25 protein-coding genes are annotated in these 24757 nt (G+C 62.4%); 12 read left to right on the top strand and 13 right to left on the bottom strand.

The genetic code is table 11. From position 1 onward, the window contains the following. The first annotated feature begins 99 nt into the window (after nucleotides 1–99). The 4 genes from OYT13_RS03670 to queF all read left to right on the top strand — a co-directional run bounded on the left by OYT13_RS03670 (nucleotide 100) and on the right by queF (nucleotide 4174). A complete protein-coding gene (locus tag OYT13_RS03670) occupies nucleotides 100–720 on the top strand; it encodes a nucleotidyltransferase family protein (RefSeq protein ID WP_268567273.1) in 621 nt (206 codons plus the stop codon). Nucleotides 721–841: 121 nt separating this feature from the next. Beyond that, nucleotides 842–2371 carry a threonine ammonia-lyase, biosynthetic gene (gene ilvA / locus OYT13_RS03665; protein ID WP_017235557.1) on the top strand — a complete coding sequence of 510 codons (1530 nt, stop codon included), beginning with the start codon at nucleotides 842–844 and terminating at the stop codon, nucleotides 2369–2371. Nucleotides 2372–2427: 56 nt separating this feature from the next. Next, nucleotides 2428–3360, top strand: coding sequence for a 5'-nucleotidase (locus OYT13_RS03660; RefSeq protein WP_017235556.1), 933 nt, complete (start codon nucleotides 2428–2430; stop codon nucleotides 3358–3360). After that, the gene (queF, locus tag OYT13_RS03655) at nucleotides 3347–4174 is read left to right on the top strand and encodes an NADPH-dependent 7-cyano-7-deazaguanine reductase QueF (RefSeq protein ID WP_268567272.1); all 828 of its coding nucleotides are present in this window, start codon (nucleotides 3347–3349) and stop codon (nucleotides 4172–4174) included. The genes OYT13_RS03660 and queF overlap by 14 nt, the downstream gene beginning before the upstream one ends. Nucleotides 4175–4241: 67 nt before the next feature. Here the strand turns inward: queF and OYT13_RS03650 are convergent, their stop codons facing one another. From OYT13_RS03650 to OYT13_RS03630, 5 genes are all read right to left on the bottom strand, one after another. After that, nucleotides 4242–4763: a hypothetical protein gene (locus OYT13_RS03650; protein WP_017235554.1), complete on the bottom strand. Its 522-nt coding sequence runs from the start codon at nucleotides 4761–4763 to the stop codon at nucleotides 4242–4244. Continuing rightward, nucleotides 4760–5224 (bottom strand): hypothetical protein, encoded by a 465-nt coding sequence (locus OYT13_RS03645; protein ID WP_157211553.1) that lies wholly within the window; start codon nucleotides 5222–5224, stop codon nucleotides 4760–4762. Before OYT13_RS03645 ends, OYT13_RS03650 begins: the two co-directional genes overlap by 4 nt. A gap of 157 nt (nucleotides 5225–5381) precedes the next feature. Then, a complete protein-coding gene (locus OYT13_RS03640; protein ID WP_198288736.1) occupies nucleotides 5382–5774 on the bottom strand; it encodes a RidA family protein in 393 nt (130 codons plus the stop codon). A 39-nt stretch (nucleotides 5775–5813) separates the two neighbouring features. Next, nucleotides 5814–7304, bottom strand: a complete 1491-nt coding sequence (locus OYT13_RS03635; RefSeq protein WP_017235551.1) for an N-acyl-D-amino-acid deacylase family protein — start codon at nucleotides 7302–7304, stop codon at nucleotides 5814–5816. Nucleotide 7305: 1 nt separating this feature from the next. Then, nucleotides 7306–8187 (bottom strand): MurR/RpiR family transcriptional regulator, encoded by an 882-nt coding sequence (locus OYT13_RS03630; RefSeq protein WP_017235550.1) that lies wholly within the window; start codon nucleotides 8185–8187, stop codon nucleotides 7306–7308. Between the two features lie 165 nt (nucleotides 8188–8352). Between OYT13_RS03630 and OYT13_RS03625 the strand changes: the two genes are divergently transcribed. After that, on the top strand, nucleotides 8353–9624 hold the full coding sequence (locus OYT13_RS03625) for an amino acid deaminase (RefSeq protein WP_268567271.1): 1272 nt from the start codon (nucleotides 8353–8355) through the stop codon (nucleotides 9622–9624). Nucleotides 9625–9812: 188 nt separating this feature from the next. Here OYT13_RS03625 and OYT13_RS03620 read toward each other — a convergent pair whose 3' ends face one another. From OYT13_RS03620 to OYT13_RS03605, 4 genes are all read right to left on the bottom strand, one after another. Next, nucleotides 9813–10364, bottom strand: coding sequence for a MarR family winged helix-turn-helix transcriptional regulator (locus tag OYT13_RS03620; protein WP_017235548.1), 552 nt, complete (start codon nucleotides 10362–10364; stop codon nucleotides 9813–9815). A gap of 4 nt (nucleotides 10365–10368) precedes the next feature. Continuing rightward, on the bottom strand, nucleotides 10369–11964 hold the full coding sequence (locus OYT13_RS03615) for an MDR family MFS transporter (RefSeq protein WP_268567270.1): 1596 nt from the start codon (nucleotides 11962–11964) through the stop codon (nucleotides 10369–10371). A gap of 264 nt (nucleotides 11965–12228) precedes the next feature. After that, a complete protein-coding gene (locus tag OYT13_RS03610; protein ID WP_268567269.1) occupies nucleotides 12229–12798 on the bottom strand; it encodes a YdeI/OmpD-associated family protein in 570 nt (189 codons plus the stop codon). A 388-nt stretch (nucleotides 12799–13186) separates the two neighbouring features. After that, nucleotides 13187–13774, bottom strand: coding sequence for a TetR/AcrR family transcriptional regulator (locus OYT13_RS03605; protein WP_268567268.1), 588 nt, complete (start codon nucleotides 13772–13774; stop codon nucleotides 13187–13189). A 182-nt stretch (nucleotides 13775–13956) separates the two neighbouring features. On the opposite strand from OYT13_RS03605, the gene OYT13_RS03600 reads away from it, so the two are divergent. Together OYT13_RS03600 and OYT13_RS03595 are read left to right on the top strand one after the other, a co-directional pair. After that, nucleotides 13957–14205 carry a hypothetical protein gene (locus tag OYT13_RS03600; RefSeq protein WP_268567267.1) on the top strand — a complete coding sequence of 83 codons (249 nt, stop codon included), beginning with the start codon at nucleotides 13957–13959 and terminating at the stop codon, nucleotides 14203–14205. A gap of 126 nt (nucleotides 14206–14331) precedes the next feature. Continuing rightward, nucleotides 14332–14811: a nuclear transport factor 2 family protein gene (locus tag OYT13_RS03595; protein ID WP_026132284.1), complete on the top strand. Its 480-nt coding sequence runs from the start codon at nucleotides 14332–14334 to the stop codon at nucleotides 14809–14811. 444 nt (nucleotides 14812–15255) lie between these two features. Here OYT13_RS03595 and istB read toward each other — a convergent pair whose 3' ends face one another. The 3 genes from istB to argC all read right to left on the bottom strand — a co-directional run bounded on the left by istB (nucleotide 15256) and on the right by argC (nucleotide 18276). Beyond that, complete coding sequence (istB, locus tag OYT13_RS03585; RefSeq protein ID WP_261939478.1) at nucleotides 15256–16041, bottom strand: IS21-like element helper ATPase IstB; 786 nt, start codon at nucleotides 16039–16041, stop codon at nucleotides 15256–15258. Then, complete coding sequence (istA, locus tag OYT13_RS03580) at nucleotides 16038–17054, bottom strand: IS21 family transposase (RefSeq protein WP_268567015.1); 1017 nt, start codon at nucleotides 17052–17054, stop codon at nucleotides 16038–16040. The genes istB and istA overlap by 4 nt, the downstream gene beginning before the upstream one ends. Before the next feature lie 292 nt (nucleotides 17055–17346). Continuing rightward, entirely contained in the window at nucleotides 17347–18276 is a 930-nt protein-coding gene (gene argC / locus OYT13_RS03575; RefSeq protein ID WP_268567266.1) for an N-acetyl-gamma-glutamyl-phosphate reductase, read from the bottom strand. A gap of 136 nt (nucleotides 18277–18412) precedes the next feature. On the opposite strand from argC, the gene OYT13_RS03570 reads away from it, so the two are divergent. Together OYT13_RS03570 and OYT13_RS03565 are read left to right on the top strand one after the other, a co-directional pair. Further along, nucleotides 18413–19297: a LysR family transcriptional regulator gene (locus tag OYT13_RS03570; RefSeq protein ID WP_268567265.1), complete on the top strand. Its 885-nt coding sequence runs from the start codon at nucleotides 18413–18415 to the stop codon at nucleotides 19295–19297. A 52-nt stretch (nucleotides 19298–19349) separates the two neighbouring features. Continuing rightward, nucleotides 19350–19787, top strand: a complete 438-nt coding sequence (locus tag OYT13_RS03565) for a GNAT family N-acetyltransferase (protein ID WP_268567264.1) — start codon at nucleotides 19350–19352, stop codon at nucleotides 19785–19787. Nucleotides 19788–19841: 54 nt separating this feature from the next. Here OYT13_RS03565 and OYT13_RS03560 read toward each other — a convergent pair whose 3' ends face one another. Next, entirely contained in the window at nucleotides 19842–20780 is a 939-nt protein-coding gene (locus OYT13_RS03560; protein ID WP_268567845.1) for a LysR family transcriptional regulator, read from the bottom strand. A 212-nt stretch (nucleotides 20781–20992) separates the two neighbouring features. Here OYT13_RS03560 and OYT13_RS03555 point away from each other — a divergent pair, with 212 nt between their 5' ends. The 3 genes from OYT13_RS03555 to OYT13_RS03545 all read left to right on the top strand — a co-directional run bounded on the left by OYT13_RS03555 (nucleotide 20993) and on the right by OYT13_RS03545 (nucleotide 24337). Then, nucleotides 20993–22306 (top strand): serine hydrolase domain-containing protein, encoded by a 1314-nt coding sequence (locus OYT13_RS03555; RefSeq protein ID WP_327198129.1) that lies wholly within the window; start codon nucleotides 20993–20995, stop codon nucleotides 22304–22306. Between the two features lie 63 nt (nucleotides 22307–22369). After that, a complete protein-coding gene (locus OYT13_RS03550; protein WP_268567262.1) occupies nucleotides 22370–23236 on the top strand; it encodes an NmrA family NAD(P)-binding protein in 867 nt (288 codons plus the stop codon). A gap of 81 nt (nucleotides 23237–23317) precedes the next feature. Next, the gene (locus tag OYT13_RS03545) at nucleotides 23318–24337 is read left to right on the top strand and encodes an aldo/keto reductase (protein ID WP_268567261.1); all 1020 of its coding nucleotides are present in this window, start codon (nucleotides 23318–23320) and stop codon (nucleotides 24335–24337) included. Nucleotides 24338–24757: the final 420 nt, after the last annotated feature.

The raw sequence follows: 24757 nt of genomic DNA, 5'->3' as shown, positions 1-24757 counted from the left end.
AACCTGCCACCATGACCGACCGGACGGTCGGCACATCCCGCGAGAGGGTACACGCACGCGTTTGGCAGAAACAAAAAGTCTGGCGCATAATGCACGACCATGACCCGACTTTCGACGCCGCCCGTGGCCATTCTACTGGCAGGCGGACTCGGTACCCGCTTCGATGCGGCGGGGCGCAGGAACAAGCTGCTCGCGCCGCTGCCTGGCGATCCCCTGAACCGACCCGTTGCCCTCGCCAGCGCCCACGCGCTGCTGGCGGTGTTGCCGCGCGTCATCGCGGTGGTGCGCCCGGACTCGGCCGAGCTGGAGAGCGTGCTGTTGCAGGCCGGGTGTGAAGTCGTCATGAGCCATGCCACCCAACGCGGCATGGGCGCAACGCTTGCCGCCGGCATCCGGTCCGGCGTCGACGAAGCGCCGCCCTCGGGGCTCGAACATCTCGACGGCTGGCTCATCGCGCTGGCCGACATGCCCTACATTCATCCGAACACCATTCGCGCGATTGCCGGCGGACTCACGTCGCCCGACGCCATCGTCGCTCCGAGTTACCAAGGACAACGCGGCCACCCCGTCGCGTTCGGATCCGCCCTGACACCGCGCCTGAGCGCCCTCGATGGCGACATCGGCGCGCGCGACCTGTTGATTAGCGGGCACATTACGATCGTCGATGTCGACGACGCCGGAATCGTGCGCGACATCGACACCCCAGACGACCTTCGCTAGGGCGCGCACTCTCCTTTCCCGTTTTTTCCCGAGAAACCAAGCGCGACCGCCCCGGCGGACGTGCTGGTCTATCATTGTCCCTTCGTTCCTCGATGTGCCTAACCTGAAGAAGCCTTAAATCATGTCCGACGCAGCTCCCGACTATCTGAAGAAGATTCTGACCGCCAAAGTCTACGACGTCGCCAAAGAAAGCGAACTCGAACTCGCACGCACGCTCTCCATGCGTCTGCACAATCGAATTTATCTCAAGCGCGAAGACAACCAGACGGTGTTCTCCTTCAAGATTCGGGGTGCATACAACAAGATGGCCAACCTGAGCGAAGCCGACCGCGAGCGCGGCGTGCTCACCGCATCGGCAGGCAATCACGCGCAAGGCGTCGCTTACTCTGCTGCGCGCCTGGGCTGCAAGGCCGTCATCGTCATGCCCGTCACCACGCCGCAGGTGAAAATCGAGGCCGTGAAAACCCACGGCGGGCGCGCCGTCGAAGTCGTGCTCGCGGGCGACTCCTACAGCGACGCCTACGCCCACGCGATGACATTGCAAGAAGAGCGCGGCCTGACCTTCGTGCCCCCGTTCGATGACCCCGACGTCATCGCCGGCCAGGGCACCATCGCCATGGAAATTCTGCGCCAGCACCAGGGACCGCTGCATGCCATCTTCGTGCCCATCGGCGGTGGCGGCCTGGCTGCGGGCGTGGCGGCCTACGTCAAAGCCGTGCGGCCCGAGATCAAAGTCATTGGCGTGCAATCCGTCGACTCCGACGCCATGGCCCAATCAATTCACGCCGGCGAACGTGTCCTGCTGAGCGACGTCGGCCTCTTCGCCGATGGCACCGCCGTCAAATACGTCGGCGCCGAGACCTTCCGCCTGTGCGCGGCCTACCTCGACGAAGTCGTGCGCGTGGACACCGACCAACTTTGCGCCGCCATCAAAGACGTCTTCCAGGACACCCGCAGCGTGCTCGAACCGTCGGGCGCCCTGTCCGTGGCCGGGGCCAAGCTCTACTCCGAGCGCGAAAAGCTCAAAGGCGAAACGCTCGTCGCGATCACCTCCGGCGCCAACATGAACTTCGACCGTCTGCGCTTCGTGGCCGAGCGTGCCGAAGTCGGTGAAGCCCGCGAAGCCGTGTTCGCCGTCACCATTCCCGAAGCGCGCGGCAGCTTCAAGCGCTTCACCGAAGTGGTGGGCAACCGCAACGTGACCGAGTTCAACTATCGCATCAGCGAAGCGTCGAGCGCTCACATCTTCGTGGGTATCCAGATGCACAACCGCGACGAAGGCGAGCGCATCAAAGCCGGCTTCGAACGCCACGGCTTTCCCACGCTCGACCTGTCCAACGACGAACTCTCCAAGCAGCACATCCGCTACATGGTCGGCGGCCGCTCCACACTCGCCAGCCATGAAGTGCTGTACCGCTTCCAGTTCCCGGAGCGTCCGGGCGCGCTGATGACTTTCCTCTCGGCCATGAGCCCGAACTGGAACATCAGCCTGTTCCACTACCGCAACCAGGGGGCTGATTACAGCAATATCCTCGTGGGGATCCAGGTGCCCGACAACGAGAAGGCCGCGTTCCGCGACTTCCTCGCCACGCTCGGCTATCCTTACTGGGACGAGAGCGACAACCCGGTCTACAAGCTGTTCCTCGCGTAAGCCGGCCCGATAGACGCCGCCGCTCACCGCCTCACGACAGGAGTTTCGCTGCCACCATGCCGATCACGCTCGAGAACAAACTCGTTGTCGCGATATCCTCGCGCGCGCTGTTCGACTTCGAAGAAGAGAACCGCGTGTACGAGGCCGGGGTGGCCGGCGGCGACGACCGATCGTACCGGCAGTACCAGCTCGACCGCCTCGACGTGCCCGCACGCGTCGGCGTCGCCTTCCCGCTCGTGCAGAAGCTCCTCGCCTTCAACCAGGGCAACGAGATCGACAACCACCGCGTGGAAGTCGTCGTCCTCTCGCGCAACGATCCCGTGAGCGGCATGCGCGTGTTTCGTTCGGCGCGTCAGGTCGACCTCAAGATCGAGCGCGGCGTGTTCACGCGCGGGCGCGATCCGTTCGGTTATCTCAATGCGTTGGGCGCGCACCTGTTTCTCTCCGCGAACGAGCGCGACGTGCGCAGTGCGCTGGTGGCCGGATTTCCTTCCGCGCGCGTCTATCCCGACTCGGCGAAAAAAGCCGAGCTGCATCCCGACGAAATCCGCATCGCCTTCGACGGCGACGCCGTGCTCTTCTCCGACGAAGCCGAACGGGTCTTCCAGCGCAACGGCCTCGACGCGTTCCAGCAGCACGAGACCGAACGTGCCGCGACCCCGCTGCCGCCGGGTCCGTTCAAGCCGCTGTTGCAGGCCCTGCATCGCCTGCAGAGCCTGGCGGGCCACGAAGTGCCGGTCAAAATCCGCACGGCGCTGGTCACGGCGCGCTCGGCCCCGGCCCACGAGCGGGCCATCCGCACGCTGATGGACTGGAAAATCGACATCGACGAGGCGATGTTCCTGGGTGGGCTCGACAAGGGCGCGTTCCTGCGCGAATTCGAGCCCGATTTCTTCTTTGACGATCAGACACGCCACTGCGAGTCCGCCGCGCGGGTGAGCCCGACCGGACACGTTATCAGCGGCATTGCCAACCATGACCACGCCTGACCAATCTCCGCTCGGCAAGGAAGTTGCCTACACCGAGCAATACGACCCGTCCCTGCTCTTCGCGATCGCCCGTGCCCCGGCGCGCGCGGCCATCGGCGTACCCGACGTCCTGCCGTTCTTCGGCGCGGACATCTGGAACGGCTACGAACTCTCGTGGCTCAATGAAAAGGGCAAGCCGCAGATCGCGTTGCTCACGGCCATGGTGCCGGCCGACTCGCCGAACATCATCGAATCGAAATCGTTCAAGCTGTATCTCGGCTCATTCGCCCAGACCAAACTGGCGAATGCCGATGCCGCACGGGCGCTGATTCAGCAGGATCTGTCCGAAGCCGCAGGCGCGGCGGTGCAGGTGCGTCTCGTCGAGCCGGGCGGCTTCGCCAAACTCGAACTCGACGAACTTGACGGCCTGCTCGTCGACCGGCTCGATGTCGACACGGATATTTATTCGCCGGATGCGACCTTGCTCAAGGCCGCGCAGGGCGAAGCGCCTGTGGAGGAAACCCTCGTCTCGAACCTGCTCAAGTCCAACTGCCCGGTGACAGGACAACCCGACTGGGGCAGTCTGCAGATTCGCTACGTTGGCCCGCCCATCGACCAGGAAGGGCTGCTCAAGTACGTGATTTCGTACCGGCGCCACACTGGCTTTCATGAGCAATGCGTGGAAGGGATCTTCATGGACATCCTGCGCCAGTGCCAACCGACCCAGTTGGCCGTCTACGCGCGCTACACGCGGCGTGGCGGACTCGATATCAATCCGTTCCGCACCAACTTCACGTTGCCGATGCCGGACAACGCCCGCACGGCTCGCCAATAAGCCGAGGGCGAAAAAAAGCGACGGGTTGATGAGGCCCGTCGCCAATCCACGCACATCTAGAGGGGAGTCAGCGCATGAAGCTGACGCGGGCCATCATCCGGCGGGCCGCGTTGCCCACGTTGGCATACTGGGGTCGACCGGCGCAGCGGTGCAGCGTTTCCTTCATGGCGCGATAGGCCGCGTCGAATTGGCGCAACTCGATCAGGCACTCGCCAACGCGATACATCGGGCCGGGCGACGCCTCGTCCAGCAACGCCGCCGCCATGAACAGCGACAGCGCCGCCTTGGGTTCACCGAGCCGTTGCACCGAGAGCGCCAGCGCCACCGCGTAGTCGGCCTGGAGCGGACACGCCGACAACAGCGGCGCGAAGCACTCGATCGCCTGCGCGTAGTCGCCACGCTCGTAAGCACCATAGCCGCAGCGATACGCGGCATCGCACTGCATCGCGTCCCACGCGCCGGGACTCGGCATGCCCATCGCCGCCTGCTGCTTTTGTGCGTCGCGCACCACCGCCAGCGCCACGTCGATCTCCTTGGCGATATGCTGCGACGATGGCCGCTTGCCCTGGGGAATCTCGAACGTGCTCACGGACGGAGTTCTCCCATCGTAGATTCGAATCGCGCCTGCTGGCTAAGCTCCAACGCCTCTTCCTGAGCTTCACGACGCTTCGCCGCGGCATAGCAGAGCTGACCGACGCCATACGTCACGAGCATGCCCCCCAGGACGGCCACACTCCCACCGAAGCCATATCCCAGCCGTTGAATCTCGCTATTGGCAACGGCGCTACCGGCCTGCTTATCGGTCTCAACGCAGACGTAGGCCGCGGTCGCGAGTCCCGCCAATCCCAGTACCAGCGTTACCAGCCCCGACATCCCGCTGGTACACCCCGCCATGCTGAGGCGGCACGAGCTAGTGCTTTGAGAGCGCAAACGGACGTCATCGGGCGACGCCGGAAAATCGATCGTGACGCGTTGCTCATCGACGGCCTCGACGTCCGTCTGCGGTGCTTGCATCGTCGGCGCGATCCCGGAAATTGATCCTAGTGTCACAGTCCACCTCCTCTTGGGTTAGGAGATTGAAGACTGCGCGCTCGCGACGACACCCGCCATCGAAGCCAAACCGCAAACTTTGTGAAACGGGTACTGAAGTGTCCGTCAATGCACAGCCCGCATGCCGCGGGCCTTCGATCCCTCTGCCCTTCGGGCTTTATGCGGCTGGCTTCTTGTATGCCACGCAGTCCACTTCCACCTTGCAGTCGATCACCATGCTCGACACCACGCAGGCGCGCGCGGGCGGATGATCGCCGAAGTACTCCTTGAACACCTTGTTGAACGACGCGAAGTCGCGCGGGTCGTCGAGCCACACGCCAATGCGCATTACATGCTCGGGTCCGTAACCGGCTTCGGTGAGAATCGCCAGCATGTTCCGGATGGCCTGATGCGACTGGGCAACGATGCCCCCGTCGATCACTTCGCCATCTTTCATCGGGGTCTGACCCGAGACGAACAGAAAGCCGTCAGCTTCGGTGGCGCGTGCGAACGGCATGCGTTGCCCGCCTGTGCCCTGCCCGCCTTCCACGCCATATCGTTTGATGCTCATCATTGCTCCTTTCGACTAAACGGTTTCATTTCCACTCATTCAAAGCACCGGCTGCGGCGTGCCGCGACGCACGAAGCGGCCTGCGCGTGCATTCTGCGTAGGCGCGCGATCCTGCCAAGCCAGCACGCCGTTGACCCACACCGCCGCAATACCGTACGCAGGCTGCATGGGATCGGTGAAGGTCGCGGCATCGGCCACGGTGGCCGGATCGAACAGCACCAGGTCGGCCCAATACCCCTCGCGTACCAGCCCCCGGTCCGTCAGACCGAAGCGCTCGGCGGAGAGCCCCGTCATCTTGTGAACGGCCTCGGCCAGTGGGAACAGTTGCTGCTCGCGGCTGTAGCGACCGAGCACACGCGGGAAGGCGCCCCACAGACGCGGATGCGGCAACGGATCGTTCGGCAGCCCGTCGGAGCCGACGACCGTTGCCGGGTGCCGCAGAATGCGCCGCACGTCGTCTTCCTCCATGCAGTGATACACCGCGCCCGCCGGTTGCAGACGCTTCGCGGCCTCCATCAGGTCGACGCCCCACTCGACCGCGATCGTCGCGAGCAGCTTGCCGCCCTGCTCCGGGTACGGTTGCGACCACGTCACCAGAATGTCGAAGTCGTCCGTCACCTGTTTGAGGTCGAGCGTCGACGAACTGGCCGTGTACGGATAGCAGTCGCAGCCGACCGGCTGGAAGCGCTGCGCCTGGTCGAGCGCGTCGAGAATCTCCTTGCTGCGTCCCCAGTTGTCGACGCCCGCGCACTTCAGGTGCGAGACGACGACCGGCACGCGGGCATGACGGCCGATGCGGAAGGCTTCATCAAGCGCTTCGAGAATCTCGGCGAACTCCGTGCGCAGGTGCGTCGCATAGAGACCGCCCGCCGCGGCGAGCGGCTCGGCGAGCGCGAGCACTTCCTCCGTCGGCGCGGCATTCGCGTTCGCGTAGGCCAGCCCCGTCGACAACCCCAATGCGCCATGCTCGAGTGCTTCGCGCAATTGGGCGCGCATGCCTTCGATTTCGGCCTCGGTCGCGGGCCGGTCGAGGCGATCCATATGGTTGCTGCGCAGCGCGGTGTGACCGATGAGCGCCGCCACGTTGATCGCGGGCTGCGCGGCTTCGAGCGCGGTAACGTAGGCGGCGAAGGTCGGATACTGGAATGCGTCGGCGTCGCCCAGCAGGTTCATCGGATCGGGCGGATCGCCCCTGAGCGTGACCGGCGCCGCGCTGATGCCGCAGTTGCCGACGACGACCGTCGTCACGCCCTGCGAGAGCTTCGGCGTCATGTCGGGCGTGCGCACGACGTTCGTGTCGTCGTGCGTATGTACGTCGATGAAGCCCGGGCTCAACACCTGGCCGTCGCCGCGAATCTGTTGCGCGGCGTGCCAGCCGGCGAGCGCACCGGCCGGGGCGATCGTATGGATACGGCCGTCGCGCAGCGCGACGTCGAAGCGCTCGTTGGTCATGGGCGCGCCGGAGCCGTCCGCCAGACGCACGTTGGTGATAAGGGTGTCGACCGTTCGGTTCGCGAGGCAGTCAGTCATGTCAGTCTCCGAGGGGCTGGCGATCGCCGCCGCCCCGATGCGTATCGAGCACGTACTTGATCCGCCGCAACAGCGCCTGGCTCTGCGGCTTGGCGAGCAACGCCAGTTCCGTGGCCAGCACGTCCATCGCCAGCAGCATCGCGTAGCGCGACGACGACGGCTTGAAAATGAAATCCGTTTCCAGCGCACGGATCGGCAGCACCTCGTCGGCCAGCGCCGCGAGCGGCGAGCCGGTCGCCGTGACCGCCACCACCTGCGCGCCGTACTCGCGGGCGATCTCGCAGGCCGAGACCAGCTCCGGCGTGTGGCCGCTCACCGAGAAGGCGAGCACCACGTCGTCGCGCCCGAGCGTGCTGGCAACCATGCGGGCGAGCACGGCGTCCTGATAGGTCGCGACCGGGCGTCCGAGCCGGACAAGCCGGTAACGCGCTTCATCGGCCATCAGCGACGAGCCGCCCCCCATTCCGAACGCGTACACCATGCGCGCCGACAGCAACCGGGCCGCCGCGCGACGCGCGGTGTCCGGCTTGATGAGGCTGCGATGCAACTGCAACGTCGTCTGGATATCGTCGGCAATGCGGTCGATGGTTTCCGTCGAGCCGTCCGGCCCGCTCGCCGCGTTCGCGCCGAAAAAGCGCTGTCCGACGACGGCGGCTTGCGCCAGACGCAGCTTGAGATCGCGCACGTCGCGGCAGCCCATCGCCTTGGCGAAACGCGTCACGCTCGCCTCGCTCACGCCCGCGCGCTCGGCCAGCACGTTGATCGACACCGCTGCCGCGCCGGCGACATCGTCCAGCACCACCTGCGCGACCTTGCGTTCCGCCTGGCTCAGCGCGTCGGTGCGCTCGGCAACGCGCGTCACGATATCGAAGGTTTCGGGCATCTCTCGGGTCCATGTGGCCCCCACGACGCCGTGCCGGGGTGCCTTGCTGATAGGTTTGGCAACTTTTTTGGTACTTTATAACAAAATTGTCAAACACAGGGAATTAAAAGCTATTATAGGAGGCATCCAGCGGCCCTATCCGCATCGTCACGGAGATGATTCCCAATGAATGATACAAACTATCAGCACGGCATGATCGATACCCTCAACAAGGGTCTGGGGGCGATGGAAGTCCCGCTCGCCCCGTCCGCGACGGCCGGATTGGGATGGAATCTGCTGGACGAAGATCTGAGCCTGCCGACGGCGGTGCTCTACGAGGAAAAGATCCGTCACAACCTCGCGTGGATGCAGCGCTTCGTGCATGAGTACGGCGTGAAACTCGCCCCGCACGGCAAGACGACGATGGCGCCCAAGCTGTTCCGCCGACAACTCGAGGGGGGCGCGTGGGGCATCACGCTCGCCACGGCGCAGCAGACCCACGCGGCGTATCACCACGGTGTGCGACGCGTGCTCATGGCGAACCAGCTCGTCGGCAAGCGCAACATGGCGCTGATCGCCGATTTGCTGACGGATCCTGATTTCGAATTCTTCTGTCTGGTGGACTCCGCCGCCGCGGTGGAGCATCTGGGCAAGTTCTTCCGTGCGCGCGGTCAGTCGATCCAGGTGCTCATCGAACTGGGCGTGACCGGCGGCCGTACCGGGGTGCGCGACGCCGCGCAGCAGCAGGCCGTGCTCGACGCTCTGGCGCAGTATCACGACGCGGTCAAGCTCGCGGGTGTGGAAGTCTACGAGGGGGTGCTGAGCACCGAAGCGGACATTCGGGCGTTCCTGCAACGCGCGGTGGGCATCACGCGCGAACTGGTGGCGGCGGGTCGCATCGAGCGCACGCCGGCGGTACTCTCGGGTGCAGGTTCGGCGTGGTACGACGTCGTCGCGGACGAGTTCGCGCACAAGGACGTGGGGGCGCCGCTCGACGTCGTGTTGCGCCCGGGCTGCTATCTCACGCACGACGTCGGCATCTACAAGGCCGCGCAAGCGCAGATCGCCACGCGCAACCCGATCGCGAAGCAGATGCGCTCGCAACTGCAACCGGCGCTGCAACTCTGGGCGTATGTGCAATCGATCCCGGAGCCGGAGCGCGCGATCATCGCGCTCGGCAAGCGCGACGCGGCGTTCGATGCCGGCATGCCGGAACCGGCGCTGCAGTTCCGTCCGGGCGAGACCAAGACGCCGACGGCGACGCCGGCGCACTGGGAAGTCACGGGCATGATGGATCAGCACGCGTATCTGCGCATCGCCCCGGGCGACGACATCCGCGTGGGCGACATGATCGCGTTCGACATCTCGCATCCGTGCCTCACGTTCGACAAATGGCGTCATTTGCCGGTGATCGACAGCGATTACAACGTCGTCGACATCGTGCAGACGTTCTTCTGATCGCGCATCGACAACGTAACGCGTATCGCTCCAGCCGCTGTAGCGCGCTACAACGACAAAGCCGCCCGATGTGAACTGCCCCGCGAGGTTGGACGCGAATCCAACCGTTGGGATGCAGCTCACGATGGGCGGCTTTTTTACGTCAAATACGGTCGCGATGTGAGCAACGGCGCGTCGCGACGAGGCGCTTACGCTCGACTGCGCGACGCGCGTTTGCCGGGTGACGTGGCTAACGCCGACGTCGGTGTCTCGACGTGCGCGGGTCGCGTCGCGTCGCCACTTGACTTCGCGTCCGTATCGGTCGCTTTCGCTCGCGACGCCACCGACTTGAACTGCGCTTCCAGATGGCCGAGCGCGCTTTCCAGCGTTGCGATCTCGGCGGGCGTCATGCCTTCGAGCGCGTCGTCGAAGAAGGCCTGACGGCGTGGCGTCGCCTCGTCGTACACGGCCATGCCGGCGACGGTAAGCGTGACGTTCGTAAGACGGTTGTCGTGCGGATCGGTCGCGCGCGAGATCCAGCCGAGCGCTTCCATCGCCTTCAACTGACGCGTGAGCGACGCCGGATCGAGACGACAATGTTCCGCGAGAAACTTCTGAGAACAGGTACCCCGCTCGGCCAGCGCGAGAATGATTCGCCAGCGCGGCAGCGGGTGTCCGACCTGAGCGTCGAAGGCAAGCATCATCGCCCGATAGGTCTGGCCGAGTTGCTGGATAACGTTGCGTCTTTGCGGTGTGGGCATCGCGTCACTCCCCGACGGGCGGCTGCGGCTTGGCGCCGCGCGTCAGACGAATGAGCGGCACGCGCTTGACGAACCACAGACCGGCGAGCGCTGCCGCGAGCGACATCATTTGCCCGTTGTGGATGGCGGCAACGAGCGACGTGCGAGCCGATTCGATGAAGAGCGCGCCATTCTGCCCCAGGGGTGCGAGCGCGCTCAGGAAATCGCTTTGCGATTGCGCATTGACGAGGATCTGCGGATCGGCAAGTTGCGGCACCCAATGCGTACCGCCGTTGGCGGCGAGGGCATCCGTCACACGGCCGGTGTAGCTGTGGTTCACGAGCGTACCGACGATGGCCGTGCCGAGCATCCCGCCGATCATGCGCAGCGATTGCATGAGCGCGGTGGCGATGCCCAGGTGCGCGGGCCCGGCAACTTCCTGAGCGAAGACGGTGAGGTTCGGCATGACGAAACCGAGGCCCAGTCCGGCGAACAGCATGTAGGTGGCGATCAGGGCATGCGGCGTGCCGCGATGCGTGGTGATCACGCCGGCGCACGCGAGCGCGAGCAGAAAGAAGCCGCCGTAAAGCATCACGTTAGGGTTCGGCAGACGGGTGATGAGGCGGCCGTTCACGATGCTGCCGACGGTGATACACACGACCATCGGTGTGATCAGCAGACCCGTTTCGCGCGGCGAGAGGCCGAAGCCGCCCTGGAGCAGCAATGGCGCGTAGAACAGCACCCCGAACATGGTGAAGCCGGCGAAGGCCGATAGCACGAAAAGTGGCGCGAGTTTCTTGTCGCGGAACATTTCGAACGGCACGATCGGATGCGACGTGCGCCGCTCCCACCAGTAAAGCGCGTACGACGAGATCGCCAATACAACGAGCAGCATGAGCACGCCGCGCGAGAGGCCGTCGGCGGGCAGCCATTCGACGAGCATTTGCAGGCTACCGAGCGTGGCGGTGATCAGGACGGCGCCGAGCCAGTCGAGGCTCGCCTTGCCATGCCCGCCGGCGCGCATATGCGGAAGGTGACGACCGACAAACCACAGACCGAGCAGACCCACGGGGAGGTTGACGTAGAAAACCGAGCGCCAGCCATAGGCTTCGGTGAGGAAACCGCCGAGCGAGGGCCCGATGGCATTGGCGATCCCGAAGGCGGAGCTGAGCATGACCTGCCAGCGCAGACGCACGTGGGGATCGGGGAACAGCTCGGGGATGCAGGCGAATGCGGTGCCGACGAGCATGCCGCCGCCGATACCTTGCAGAGCGCGCGCAATGACGAGGAACAACATGCTGTTCGAGGCGCCGCACAGGACCGATGCGGCGGTGAAGATGATGATGGCCGCAACGACGAAGGGCTTGCGTCCGTAGAAGTCGCCGAGACGTCCGAAGATCGGCACGGTGATGACGGAAGTCAGGAGATACGAGGTCGCGACCCAGGCGTAGTACTCGAAACCCTTGAGTTCAGAAACGATGGTCGGCAGCGCGGTACCGACCACTGTCTGGTCGAGCGCCACCATCATCGTACAGAAACACAGGCCGAGCATCGCCACGATCGATTGCCGGAACGGCAATACCTGCCCCGCCGAATGCGGGGTATTGGGACTGGGAGCCATTTTTTGATGGATCAATGTTTGATCAATCAATGATTTTAACACGTCGAGGGGCGTGGCGTGTTTGCCATGCATGAGACGGCCGCTCCGAGCAACGGCACAACGGTGAGAGCCGTTCGATAGCGCCTATGGCTCGACTGACGTCTGGGCGGCGCCAACCAGTATTGTTCGACGCTCGCCAGCGCGGCAGCGTGGTGCGCGCAGCGGGTTACTCACCCTGCGCGCGGCATCGTCCGGCGACTTTGTTTGGCTGTTGAACTGCGCGGCTTACGGATGAATGGTTTCACCGCGATTCAGCATACCGATGAACTCCTCGATCCTGCGCCCCCGCGTCGCGGACGTTTTGGCGTTCTGTATCCGAAACAGGATCGCGTAGCGGTTTCGGCCGCTCAGCGTTGCAAAGAACTCGCTGGCCTTGGGATTGGCATCCAGTGCGACCTGCAGATCGTCCGGCACGACCGAGTTACTGGGCGAGGTATAGGCTGCCTCCCAGCGGCCGTCCGCTTTGGCTCTCTCGATTTCCCGCATGCCAGCAGGCAGCATTCTGCCTGCGGCGATCAGCGTTTCGGCCCGCTCTTTGTTGAGCCGGGACCAGATACTTTTTGCGGAGCGTCGCGTGAAGCGCTGCAACCAGTATTCATCACTTTCCGTCTGCTTTTGACCGTCGATCCAGCCATGGCAAAGGGCACTTTCCAGCGCCTGCTCATACGTCAATGTCTGCAGCCCGGCGCCCTTCTTGGCAAGACGCAGCCATATCCCGGTCGACGTAACGCCGTTCTGAGTCAACCAATTTTCCCATTCGTGCTGGTCAAGGAATGTGAAACGAGGTTCAGTCATGGAGATATCCGGATGAATGCTTTCACGCAGCGATGGTCCATGATTCGCCGAAGCCTCACAGACTACCGATTTTTGCGGATCTTGGAATACCCGATTTAGCGACAATGCAGCGTGGACTTGCCCCGAGGAAAGATCGAGGACTTCCTGACTTAACATCCCGTTGATCGGGTGTCCCGCCAACATCCGCCATTGCCATCGGGCAGGTATCGGCCAGCTTCTGCCGTGAATCTCTAGACACCAGTGGTACGAAAAAATCCGTCAGGTCACCGCGTTGTTGCCGCATCACTGGCAGCAGTCCAGCTATGACTGGTGTGCGCTAACCGATGAGGTGGAGCGAGCGTTCGCGCTACTGTTCCAGTGTGTTGATGTCCACGCAAAAATGACCCCGTCAGGCAGCTTTGGACCTGCGCCTTGTTGAGGCGCCCTCCTCGATTCTCGCCAGTACGCGCTTGCCCGAATCAATCACCGTGGAATCATGTGTCATCTGGTAACGCACAATCATGCCTTCTACGCAGATCATCGCATCTGCGGCGACGGTAGCAGGTGACTGCAGCCCGAGGCGGCCAGCGAGTTCAGAGATGTACTGCTCCAACGAGTGCTTATGGGATACGGCCTGCTGAAGGTGCCCAGGGTCTCCCGTCGATCCGGCTTCGGCGACCACATTGATAAACGCGCAACCACGGAAGTCTTCCTGCGCGAACCATTCGCCCAAGGCTTCTGCGATGACGGACAACTCGGCACGCTGAGCAAAACGAGCCTTCACCTCTTCGACAAACCAGCGCATCCAGAACTCATGACGACGGTCCAGAAACGCCGCAATAAGTTCGTTCTTGGAGGCGAAATGGCGGTAAAGCGACATTTTTGCGACGCCTGACTCGGCAATGATCTTGTCGATGCCTGTGGCACGGAACCCGTCCTGATAGAACAGGCGCGCCGCAGTTTCCAATATCCGGTCGCGTGCGGAAGGTTGTGACATTTCGGCCCCCTTTTTTACCCAATCGATGCCTCCAGTATCGCAGACAGACCTGTCTCTGCAAAGGTGCCGTGACGCGGTGTAGTGACGCGCGGAAATTCCTTGACAGACAGATCTGTCTACATCAATATATATATACAGACCTGTCTACATCATTGAAAGGTCGGTACTTCGAGGAGACGGTCATGCGCCACTCAGATTGCCAAGTCGCTGCCCTTCATCAAGCTCTGCAGGCGGATAGGTCGAACCTGGCCACGTGGCGCTGGTACAGCGATCTGGTCGACAACCAACGGCTCGCGCTTCGCCTCAAAGAAGACCAGTGGGTCGTCGCGATTGACGGCAGCGACTTTGCGTGCGCCGAGAGCCTGTACGCCGCCGTGCGTTGGACGCACATCATGACGCACTCGGGCGGTTACATCATCTTCGCGGCGTAACCGAGCGAAGTCCGCCATGCACACGGGCTAATCGCCAGACTAATCGTTCAAGAACACGCAGCACTGCTCTTATCCACTCTTCGGCCCGGTATCGGGTCTTCATCCGCCAACCACTGAGGTAATACCATGTCGACTAACACTGAACTCCGTCCGCCGCTTCCTCCTTTCACGCGCGAATCCGCCATCGAGAAAGTGCGCCTGGCCGAGGATGGCTGGAACACCCGCGACGCTGCCAAAGTGTCCCTCGCGTACAGCCTGGATACTCGCTGGCGCAACCGTGCTGAATTCGCAAACGGCCGCGACGAAGCCCGAGGGTTTCTTGAGCGTAAATGGTCGAAGGAGTTGGAGTACCGTCTCATCAAGGAACTGTGGGCGTTCACAGGTAACAGGATTGCCGTGCGTTACGCCTACGAATGGCGTGACGACTCCGGCAACTGGTTCCGGTCCTATGGCAATGAGAACTGGGAGTTCCGCGAGGACGGTCTGATGGTGAATCGCTACGCTTGCATTAATGATTTGCCAATCAAGGAAGAAGAGCGGAAATTCCATTGGCCGCTCGGCCGCCGTCCGGATGATCATCCCGGCTTGTCGGATCTCGGCCTCTAATAGCTAGGCTGATTGCATCGCTTCGATTGGAAGCACTCGGGGAAGCGAAGGCGAAGGTGGGGCAGTTTCTGAGACGGCCTGCCGAGCTCGCAATGAGGGGGCAACCCCGCCCCCGCTTGGGAGTTCCAGGTCGTCTCGCTGTCCTTCTCACCTGGTCCTCCCTCAAACGATTGCTACCCACTCAATGTGGGCAGCAATCCTTGCAGCCCATGTTTCTGGAATCCTCTGGGCGTCCTCGTGTGGATACTGCATGGGCTGAACGGCATCCTGTTCGCATTGGAAACAGAGATTCCTGGCGGGAAGAGCTGCCGCAAAAACTAGTCTTCGGCAGCGGGATGGCTTGTTGGCGCAGGCCGTGCGAATGGCAAGATGTCAACGCCGGTTTAAATCTGACCCACCTTCCGGCATAACGCCGAAGTAAATCTGACCCACCCAGGCTCCGTGTCACGCGGCGGCTCTCGCGCTCGCCCGCGTAGTCTGTCCAGCTTTCCGTTTGTCCTTCAGCCGGTAGCTCTCGCCCGCAATCTGCACGATGTGCGCGTGATGGAGCAGCCGGTCGAGCATTGCCGCCGTCAGCGTCTGGTCGTCGGCAAACGCCGTAGCCCACTGCGTAAATGGCAGGTTGCTCGTCAGCACGATGGCGCCACGCTCGTATCGCTTGGCCACCACGTTAAAAAACAGGTTGGCCTCCTCGCGCCCAAATGGCAGGTAGCCGATTTCGTCGATAACCAGCAGCTTCGGGCCGACCACGGCTCGGTTAAAAAACTCTCGCAGCCGGTTCTGCTGCTTGGCCGTCGCCAACTGCATCATCAGGTCGGCGGCGGTCGTGAAGCGCGTCTTGATACCGGCCTGTGTCGCCCGATACGCCAGGGCGCAGGCGATGTGCGTCTTGCCTACGCCGGACGGACCGAGCAGCACCACATTCTCGGCCCGCTCGATAAACGCCAGCCCGGCCAACTCCTGGATTTGGGCTCGCGGAGCGCCACTGGCAAAGCCAAAGTCGTATTGCTCCAGCGTCTTGATGCCCGGTAGCGACGCCATCTTGGTCAGCGTCTGGCGCTTGCGCTCCTCACGGGCATCTCGCTCAGTCAGCAGCAGTTGCTCCAGGAAGTCGGCGTGGCTTGCATCGGCGTTCGCGGCGTTCTGGGCCAGCGCGCCCCAGTCGTTGCTGATACGGTCCAGTTTCAGTTCGTCGCACAGCCCTGCAATGCGTTCATGCTGGAGATTCATGCCGCCACCTCCAGCAAGGCGTCGTAGACCGACAGCGGATGTTGCAGGCTTTCGTTCGGCAGGACTCGTTTGAGCCGCGTCGGCACCGGGGTTTGCGCCGAGGTCGACACCGGCAACGGCAGAAGCGCCGCTTGCTCTATCGGCAGCCGGACCGACGGTTTCTCTTTCGTCGTGGCATGCACTCGCACATTCGCCACCTCGGCCAGCCAGCGGCCGATATGGCCGTTGGCCGCCTCGACATCCAGCTTCAGGCCGGTCTGCTTAAGCGTTGCCGCCAACGGCACCACGAAGCTCTCCTTCAGATATCGGTTGAAGCGCTCAACCTTGCCTTTGGTCTTCGCCCGGTACGGCCTGCATACCTTTGGTGTAAATCCAAACGTTTGGGCCAGCGTCAGCATTTCCCCATTCCAGCGATGGTGGCCATCCCCGTAAGCATCGCGCTCGACGATGACCGACTTGGCGTTGTCGAACAGCACATGCTCAGGCGTGCCGCCGAAATAGATGAAGGCTTCCCGCAAACACTCGCACAGCGTCTTGGCATCCTCGCCGCTCGTGAAGCGCACATACGTCGCCCGGCTGTAGCCAAGCGTAGCAACCAGCGCGAGCAACGGCGACCGCCCGCGCCGAATGGTCGTGAAGTCGGCTTGCATCTGTCGGCCTGGTGCCGTCTCGAAGCGCACGACAGGTTCCGGCTGCGCATTCTTGTATTGTGCGAGGAACACTTTGAGCTGGCTGATGCCGCCGTCGTAGCCTTCATCTCGCAGCTCGCGCAGCAACACCGTCGCTGGAATCCAATGTGGTCGGGCTGCTTCGATTCGCCCGAGCAGGTACGCCTTGAACGGGGCCAGTTTGGTCGGCCGAGGCTCCCGCTCCTTGTACTGGCTCGCCTCTTCGTCGCGTAGATATCGCCGCACCGTGTTCCGCGAGACGCCCATCTGCCTCGCTATCTCCCGCACCGACGCTCCGCGCCTTGCCAATACCTTGATTTCCACTGCTTGCTCCTGAGTCAGCATCGGCGGCAAAAGCCGCCATCCTCTCCCAGGTGGGTCAGGTTTACTTCGGCGGGTGGGTCAGTTTTACATCGGCGCTAACAGCAAGACACAGGATGCAGGGCCGGATGACCGCTCATAGACCCATTTCGCTCTCTCAACTCGAATTGAAGGGATGACCGAGAAGGGTCGAAAACAGCCGGCGGACCGATAACCCTTACCGGCCGGAACGAATCGTTCGACGGCCACCAACAGATGCGCCAACCATCGTTGGCACATCCATTCGTCGCTGACCGTCATCTCAAGCCCGCGACAACTACTGCGACGCAAGCATCAGGTCCAGGTTCTGAACCGCAGCGCCAGACGCGCCTTTGCCAAGGTTGTCGAAAACGGCTGCCAGCAAGACTTGTCCGTCGTCCACGTTATGAAACACGCTTAATTGCATGTCGTTCGTACCGTTCAGCACTTGCGGATCCAAGTGTTCCACGGCGTTCGATTCATGCAGCGGCAAGACCCGCACGTGAACCGCCTCAGCATAGTGGCGAGCCAGGGCGGTGTGTAGCGCCGCGCCGTCCACGCCGGGCGCCAGCAACCGCACCGCCAGGGGCACCGTCAGCACGATGCCCTGACGGAACGCTCCGTATGCCGGGACGAAAATGGGACGCTGCGCGAGCCCAGCGTGCTGCTGGATCTCCGGGGCGTGCTTGTGCGCGAGTTTCAGGCCATAGACCTGGTATGACGGCGCGTTGACGGCTCCCGCCCCCTCATACTCCTCCACGCCTGCCCGTCCCCGACCGGAGTACCCCGAGACCGCATGAATGCTGATCGGGTAATCGGGCGGGATAAGCCCGGCCTGCACCAACGGCCCCAGCAAGCCAAGCGCACCGGTCGGATAGCAACCGGGGTTGGTGACGCGGCGGGCGTTGGCAATTCGTTCGGCCTGCCCCGGCGCCATCTCCGGAAATCCGTAGACCCAGTCCGGCTGTGTGCGGTGCGCGGAGCTGGCGTCGATGACTCGAACCGCAGGATTGACAATCGCGGCCACGGCCTCGCGTGCCGCGGCATCAGGCAAACAGAGAATCGCGATGTCGCAGGCGTTGATGAATTCCGCGCGACGCCGCAAATCCTTGCGCTCCGCGGCATCAAGCGTCATCAGTCTGATGTCCGTCCGGTGACGAAGCCGTTCCTGGATCAGCAACCCGGTGGTGCCTTGATCGCCGTCGATGAAAACAACGGGAGAGCCCATACGTGAAATACTCCGTTGACTTTGAATGGTAACCAGCAAAAACAAGCACGAGTCCCTATATTCCGCGGACAGATAGAATAGGGAAAGTTGAATTTCATAACGTGATCATTCAGTTTTTCTGACTTTGGACGCCGACATGCGAGAAATCAGCCTGGACCGCTTGCGCACCCTTGTGGCCATCGCAGATCGTGGCTCATTCGCCGACGCGGCACGTGCATTGCACTTGGCACCGCCAACGGTCAGCCTCCACATCGCGGAACTGGAAGACCGCATTGGGGCGCCACTGCTGTCGCGAAAGCGCGGACATGTCAGGCCGTCGGCGATAGGCGAGGTGCTGGTGGAGCGCGCACGTCGATTGCTGGCCGATGCGGAGCAGGCGTTGGCGGATATTCAACGCCAGGTGCAAGGACTCGAAGGGCGCGCGCGGATCGGCGCTTCGACGGGCGCGATCGCACACCTGTTACCGCAAGCGCTTGAGGTGCTGCGCCAGCACCATCCCGCCATCGACATTCAGGTTGCAGTGCTCACGTCGCGGGAGACGTTGTCCGGACTGGTGGATGGAACGCTGGACGTTGGGCTCGTTGCGCTGCCTCAGCCGCCCGAGGCTGGACTCGTGATCACGCCTTGGAGGCGCGACCCCGTGATGGCTTTTGTGCCGGCACATTGGCAGTGCCCTGCCCGCGTCACGCCCGCATGGCTCGCTGGCCAACCGCTCATTCTCAACGATGCTACAACGCGTCTTTCACAACTGACGGCGGAGTGGTTCGCGACTGGGGGGCATCAACCGGTGCCACGCATCGAGCTTAACTACAACGACGCGATCAAGAGTCTGGTCGCGGCAGGATACGGCGCCGCGCTGTTACCCCATGAGGCGACTGCGCCATTGCCCGACAAGCGCGTTGTCATGCGCCCATTGCGGCCGGCGTTGTGGCGTCGGCTCGGCATTGCCCATCGCGCGGGGCACATCGAGCGCTCCACGCAACACGTACTTGATGTGTTGCGCGATCTGCGAATGGCATAGGCATTGCGCTGCATGCGCCTCACATCGACGCCCCATTAACGAGGCATGACGGATGAATGTAACGTTCGAAAGCACTACGCACGGCGACGTCGAATCGCTGGTTCAAATGCGCATTGACGCGATGAAAGAGAGCTTGGTGCGTATCGGACGCTTCGACCCGCAACGAGCGAGGGATCGCTTCGTTTCATCCTTCGACCCGGCGTTGTGCAAGTTCATCGTGGTCGATGGCGTCACCGTCGGGTTCATGCAAACGCGGCTGACTGACGACCATCTGGTGATTGAACATCTGTATGTCATTCCAGAACACCAGGGAAAGGGCCTGGGGTCGGCCGTCATTGCTGAGCTCCTGCGCGCTGCCGACGCGCAATCGATGGCGGACGCCGTGGGCGCACTCCGCGATAGCGACTCGAACCGCTTCTATCAACGGCACGGATTCGCGAAGACGACGGAAACGGAGTGGGATATCTACTACGTTCGCAAACCGCAATGACGACCGCTGACGATCGGTAACCGGCCGACTGACCTCCCTCGCCACTTCGCCGCGTCAGCACGAGCTAGTGCTGACGCGGCAGCTATCGCTGGTCAGTTCGATAACAAAGTCGAGAAAAGCCCTTGTCTTTGCCGGCATGTGATGCCGCGACGGGTAGTAGGCGTAAAAGGGATAACGCTCGTCTGTCCATTCCGGAAACAGATTGACCAATCGACCCTCGTCAATCAGATGCTCGGCACCAAGCAGCAGCATCTGTGCAATCCCTGAGCCGGCGAGGCATGCATTGAGAAGCGCGCCGGGATCGTTGACCGTGAGGCGACCTCGGGTGTCGACCAGAATACGTTTTCGCCCGCGATGGAATTCCCAGGGGAACGGCTTGCCCGTCTCCGGATTGCGAAATTCAAGACATCGGTGGTTTCCGCTTTCGAGTTCTTCAGGTTTGGCCGGGCATCCCCAACGGGCGATATACGACGGCGCTGCGACCGTCACAATGCCACTATCGAGCAGTTTTCGCGCGACCAGGGTTGATGTCCGGGGTTCGCCGAATCGTAGTGCGAGGTCGAAGCCGTCCAGGACGAGATCGCCCAGACTGTCTCGGGCAATGAATTCGATCTCGAGGTCGGGGTGCGCGTCCATGAACTCATCGAGCCGTTGCCCGAGAATGGTCCGATAGAACACCGGGTCCAGATTGACCCTCAGCTTTCCGCGCACAGCCGACGCGCCACCTGCCGCCGCAGCGGCGGCTTCCTCCAGCCCTGCGATGTGGGGCATGACCTGCTCGTAAAAACGGCGGCCTTCTTCTGTCAGGGAGACGGAGCGTGTCGTTCGGTTGAAGAGCCGGATCTTCAGTTTCTTTTCCAGCCTCGCAATCGCCCGGCTGACGCCTGGCGGCGACATTCCCAACACTTCCGAAGCGGCGGCAAACGTGCCTGAATCGACTACCGCAGCGAATACGCTAATGCCGCCGGAGAGCTTCTCGCTACTGGATTTCATGATCGCGCGTAAACGGGTGATGGATCGCAAGCGATCGACTTGAAAACAGCACAGCGTCATCGCACCGGACCGCCGCACCACATACAGATCGATCATGCCCAATTAGTGACTTTGTGTCACTTATCTAATGCTATCCGTGTCATTTTGTTTCGAGCGAAATTTTCGCAGAATGCACCTCACCAAAACATCATTTATTGGCAGAGGGACAAAAAATGACTGCTCGACTGAATCGTCGTCGGCTTCTAAAAGGTGCGTCGAGCCTGCTCGCCGTTGCAACGCTTGGCGGCATCGAAAGCCGAAATTCCCAGGCAGCGGTACTCCGTACGACAGGAGACGCGGCGATGATCCAACACCCCGCCTACACACCAATCGATCAATGCCTGCGAAGGGCCGTCGACGACGGCACGGTGGCGGGCGTTGTCGCCATGGGTGCAACGGAACGCGGGCTCGTGTACGAAGGAGCGCGCGGTCGGGCGAATGTTCATAGCCGGGACGCCATCGGCCCCGACACGATCTTCTGGCTCCTGTCTATGACCAAGGCAATTACAGCCACCGCGTGCATGCAACTCGTCGAACAGGGCAGGCTGCGACTGGATCAACCGGCGGGCGAGCTCCTCCCGCAGTTGAAGGCCCCCCGGATTCTCGACGGGTTCGACGCATCAGGGCAGCCAAAGCTGCGCCCAGCACGCAACGCGATTACGGTACGTCATTTGCTGACGCATACCTCCGGCTTCACATACAGCATCTGGAGCGACAGGCTTAGCCAATACGAGAAGGCGACGGGCATGCCCGACATCGGCTACTCGATGAACGGCGCATTCGCTGCGCCGCTCGAATTCGAGCCCGGTGAACGCTGGGAGTACGGCATCAGCATGGACTGGATCGGCAAGCTCGTCGAAGCGGTGACGGACCAGTCGCTGGAGGTTTACTTCCGCGAGCACATCTTCGAACCGCTGGGCATGCGAAACACGGGCTTCCTGATCGGTAGCGCACAGAAACAGCGCGTTGCCACCATGCACAGACGTCAGGGAGACGGATCACTGGCGCCGGAGCCGTTCGAGATCAACCAGCGGCCTGAGTTCTTCATGGGCGGTGGTGGACTGTTCAGTACGCCGCGCGACTACATGGCGTTCCTTCAGATGCTGCTGCACAGCGGCACGTATCGCGGCGAGCGCGTGCTGCGTGCCGACACAGTCGCGATGATGTTCCGCAACCACATCGGCGATCTGCAGGTTACTGAAATGCAGACGGCTCAACCGTCGTGGTCGAACAGCTTCGATCAGTTTCCGGGCGCGGCGCACAAGTGGGGATTGTCGTTTGACATCAACACAGAGCCCGGACGGCATGGACGCAGCGCGGGCAGCGCAAGCTGGGCCGGGCTGCTTAACACGTACTTCTGGGTCGACCCCGTCAAGCGCGTCGCCGGATCGCTTTTTACACAGATGCTGCCTTTCTACGATGCCCGCGTGGTGAATCTCTACGGGCAGTTCGAACGGGCGCTTTACGACGGTCTGCAGCGCGCTTGAACGCCTGGCGGCCGATGCTTCGGCGCAGCGCCACTATATTTATTCATGTAAGGAGAATGAACAATGTTTGCGATTACGGGAATCACGGGCAAGGTCGGCGGCGCAGTTGCCCGCCGGCTTCTCGCGGCAGGTCAACCGGTGCGTGCCGTTGTGCGCGACGTCACACGAGCAGGTCCGTGGGCAGAGCGCGGCTGCGAACTCGCGACGGCGCGCATGGAAGACGCTGCGTCGCTTGCCGCCGCGTTTGAAGGCGCAAAAGGGGTTTTCATCCTGCCGCCTTCCGAGTTCGATCCTGAGCCTGGATTTCCCGAGGCGCGGACGGTGATCGACGCCGTGTCGGCGGCGATTGTGAAGGCAAGGCCCGAAAAAGTGGTTTGCCTGTCGACGATCGGGGCCCAGGCGCAGCAAAGCAATCTGCTCACGCAGCGCACGTTGATGGAGCAGGCGTTGCGCGAGATGCCGATGCCAGTGACGTTCCTGCGACCGGGCTGGTTCATTGAGAACGCGGCATGGGACGTCGCGTCCGCGCGTGACGATGGTGTGATCGCCAGTTACCTGCAGCCGCTCGACAAGCCGGTGCCGATGGTCGCTACCGCAGACGTCGGGCGAGTTGCGGCCGAACTTCTCCAGCAGACGTGGAGCGGCGTGCGCATCGTCGAGCTCGAAGGCCCGCACCGGGTATCGCCCAACGATCTCGCGTCGAGTTTCGCTCGCGTGCTCGATCGCCCCGTCCGCGCCGAGGTCGTCGACACGCAGACCTGGGAAGCGCTGTTCCGCTCACAGGGCATGAAACATCCGCTGCCACGGATGCGCATGCTGGATGGATTCAACGAAGGCTGGATCGATTTCGAAAAGCATCCCGATGAAATAGTACGCGGTGATGTCGAGCTTGATACGGTTCTGGGCGAGCTTGTGTCACGTGCCGTCTGAACGGGACCTGCCGGTCGACGCGGGCAACTGCGCTTCGGCCCGACCATTGCGTCACGTTTCCTTACATACAAGAGATACACCATGGAATACAGCACACTAGGTGGAAGCGGCCTTCGCGTCTCACGGCTGAGCCTGGGCGCCATGACGTTCGGTGCCGGTTCAGGCATCTGGGGCAACATCGCCGGGCTGGACAGCCCTCAGGCCGCCCGGCTCGTCGCAATGGCCGTGGAACGCGGCGTCAACCTGATCGACACGGCGGACGCTTACTCGCAGGGCGCCTCCGAAGAAGTTGTGGGGCAGGTTCTAAGCGAGCTGGGCCTCGACGAAAGCAGGATGCTGGTCGCAACCAAGGTCCGCCTACGCACCGGCTCCGGCCATAACGACGTGGGGTTGGGCCGCTCGCATATCATGCGCACGGTGGAGACAAGTCTGAAGAGAATCGGCCGCGATCACATCGACCTGTTCCAGTTGCATGATCGCGACGCACTTGTGCCCCTCGATGAAACACTTCGTGTTCTCGATGACCTGGTCACACAGGGCAAGGTACGTCACATCGGCGTGTGCAACTTCAGCGCCGCTGATATCGAGCGAGCGTTCGGCATAACCGCCCGCACCGATCGCGTACATCTGGCGAGCAATCAGGTTCACTACTCGCTGACGAGTCGCGACGTCGAGCACGAGATCATGCCTGTCGCAGCGACAAACAAGCTGGGCCTCCTGGTCTGGAGTCCGCTCGCAGGCGGTTACCTGAGCGGTAAGTACGCCCAGCCGCGCGACACTGCCGGTCGTCGTACGAAGCTGGACTTTCCACCCGTGGACGCAGTCAGGGTCGGGCCGATTCTTGAGGTATTGCGTGAAGTGGCCAGGGAACTGGCTACTACGCAAGCGCAAGTCGCACTGGCATGGTTACTCGCGCGCGAGCAGATAACTTCCGTCATCGTCGGAGCTCGGACGCCGGAGCAGCTTGCGGAAAATCTTGATGCGCAGGACCTTCTGCTGACTCCTGAACAGCTCGTGCGCCTCGATAAGGTCTCTGCGATGCCGGTGCCGTATCCGCACTGGATGCAACATTTCCATGACCGGGACCGCATTTCCCGGTGATTGATAACGGGGCGGTACCGATTTTGCCGTGCGAGGCTTCTCGTGTTTGCTACACGCGTGCCCAGTACGGCAGCATATGATCGAACAGCGGACGCTCCGTCTGTGTGGTCGACCGACCGCTCCGGGTTGCGGACTCAACTGGTCAATCACGTAGGACCGAATTCAGCCAGAAGGCGATCATCGGACGTGGCTTCTATCAGCAATAAGCCAAACGGCGACTTTGCGTCTGCCATCGGCCATTCGACGATGCGTTTTGATCGCTTGCTTGTTTCAATCGGTTGGCATCGGTGCAGTCGCGTGACTTGGCATGCGCTTATCGTTTCCGTATCAACGGGGCTTCATGCGCGAGCCGCGTCATGACGTCAGCGAATATGCGCCAGCTTTCCCCAAAAGACAGCAGCCAACGACCTAAGCATCGTA

It is taken from the genome of Pandoraea sp. XJJ-1, assembly GCF_026802345.1.
Taxonomy (GTDB): domain Bacteria; phylum Pseudomonadota; class Gammaproteobacteria; order Burkholderiales; family Burkholderiaceae; genus Pandoraea; species Pandoraea cepalis.
This window is presented reverse-complemented; position numbering and strand designations above follow the sequence as displayed.

What these genes read in the sequence shown, in the direction of transcription:
- OYT13_RS03670 (WP_268567273.1), top strand. Translation starts at nt 100, where the DNA reads ATGACCCGACTTTCGACGCCGCCCGTGGCCATTCTACTGGCAGGCGGA.
- ilvA (WP_017235557.1), top strand. Translation starts at nt 842, where the DNA reads ATGTCCGACGCAGCTCCCGACTATCTGAAGAAGATTCTGACCGCCAAA.
- OYT13_RS03660 (WP_017235556.1), top strand. Translation starts at nt 2,428, where the DNA reads ATGCCGATCACGCTCGAGAACAAACTCGTTGTCGCGATATCCTCGCGC.
- queF (WP_268567272.1), top strand. Translation starts at nt 3,347, where the DNA reads ATGACCACGCCTGACCAATCTCCGCTCGGCAAGGAAGTTGCCTACACC.
- OYT13_RS03640 (WP_198288736.1), bottom strand. Translation starts at nt 5,774, where the DNA reads ATGAGCATCAAACGATATGGCGTGGAAGGCGGGCAGGGCACAGGCGGG.
- OYT13_RS03635 (WP_017235551.1), bottom strand. Translation starts at nt 7,304, where the DNA reads ATGACTGACTGCCTCGCGAACCGAACGGTCGACACCCTTATCACCAAC.
- OYT13_RS03630 (WP_017235550.1), bottom strand. Translation starts at nt 8,187, where the DNA reads ATGCCCGAAACCTTCGATATCGTGACGCGCGTTGCCGAGCGCACCGAC.
- OYT13_RS03625 (WP_268567271.1), top strand. Translation starts at nt 8,353, where the DNA reads ATGAATGATACAAACTATCAGCACGGCATGATCGATACCCTCAACAAG.
- OYT13_RS03620 (WP_017235548.1), bottom strand. Translation starts at nt 10,364, where the DNA reads ATGCCCACACCGCAAAGACGCAACGTTATCCAGCAACTCGGCCAGACC.
- OYT13_RS03615 (WP_268567270.1), bottom strand. Translation starts at nt 11,964, where the DNA reads ATGGCTCCCAGTCCCAATACCCCGCATTCGGCGGGGCAGGTATTGCCG.
- OYT13_RS03610 (WP_268567269.1), bottom strand. Translation starts at nt 12,798, where the DNA reads ATGACTGAACCTCGTTTCACATTCCTTGACCAGCACGAATGGGAAAAT.
- OYT13_RS03605 (WP_268567268.1), bottom strand. Translation starts at nt 13,774, where the DNA reads ATGTCACAACCTTCCGCACGCGACCGGATATTGGAAACTGCGGCGCGC.
- OYT13_RS03600 (WP_268567267.1), top strand. Translation starts at nt 13,957, where the DNA reads ATGCGCCACTCAGATTGCCAAGTCGCTGCCCTTCATCAAGCTCTGCAG.
- OYT13_RS03595 (WP_026132284.1), top strand. Translation starts at nt 14,332, where the DNA reads ATGTCGACTAACACTGAACTCCGTCCGCCGCTTCCTCCTTTCACGCGC.
- istB (WP_261939478.1), bottom strand. Translation starts at nt 16,041, where the DNA reads ATGAATCTCCAGCATGAACGCATTGCAGGGCTGTGCGACGAACTGAAA.
- istA (WP_268567015.1), bottom strand. Translation starts at nt 17,054, where the DNA reads ATGCTGACTCAGGAGCAAGCAGTGGAAATCAAGGTATTGGCAAGGCGC.
- argC (WP_268567266.1), bottom strand. Translation starts at nt 18,276, where the DNA reads ATGGGCTCTCCCGTTGTTTTCATCGACGGCGATCAAGGCACCACCGGG.
- OYT13_RS03570 (WP_268567265.1), top strand. Translation starts at nt 18,413, where the DNA reads ATGCGAGAAATCAGCCTGGACCGCTTGCGCACCCTTGTGGCCATCGCA.
- OYT13_RS03565 (WP_268567264.1), top strand. Translation starts at nt 19,350, where the DNA reads ATGAATGTAACGTTCGAAAGCACTACGCACGGCGACGTCGAATCGCTG.
- OYT13_RS03560 (WP_268567845.1), bottom strand. Translation starts at nt 20,780, where the DNA reads ATGAAATCCAGTAGCGAGAAGCTCTCCGGCGGCATTAGCGTATTCGCT.
- OYT13_RS03555 (WP_327198129.1), top strand. Translation starts at nt 20,993, where the DNA reads ATGACTGCTCGACTGAATCGTCGTCGGCTTCTAAAAGGTGCGTCGAGC.
- OYT13_RS03550 (WP_268567262.1), top strand. Translation starts at nt 22,370, where the DNA reads ATGTTTGCGATTACGGGAATCACGGGCAAGGTCGGCGGCGCAGTTGCC.
- OYT13_RS03545 (WP_268567261.1), top strand. Translation starts at nt 23,318, where the DNA reads ATGGAATACAGCACACTAGGTGGAAGCGGCCTTCGCGTCTCACGGCTG.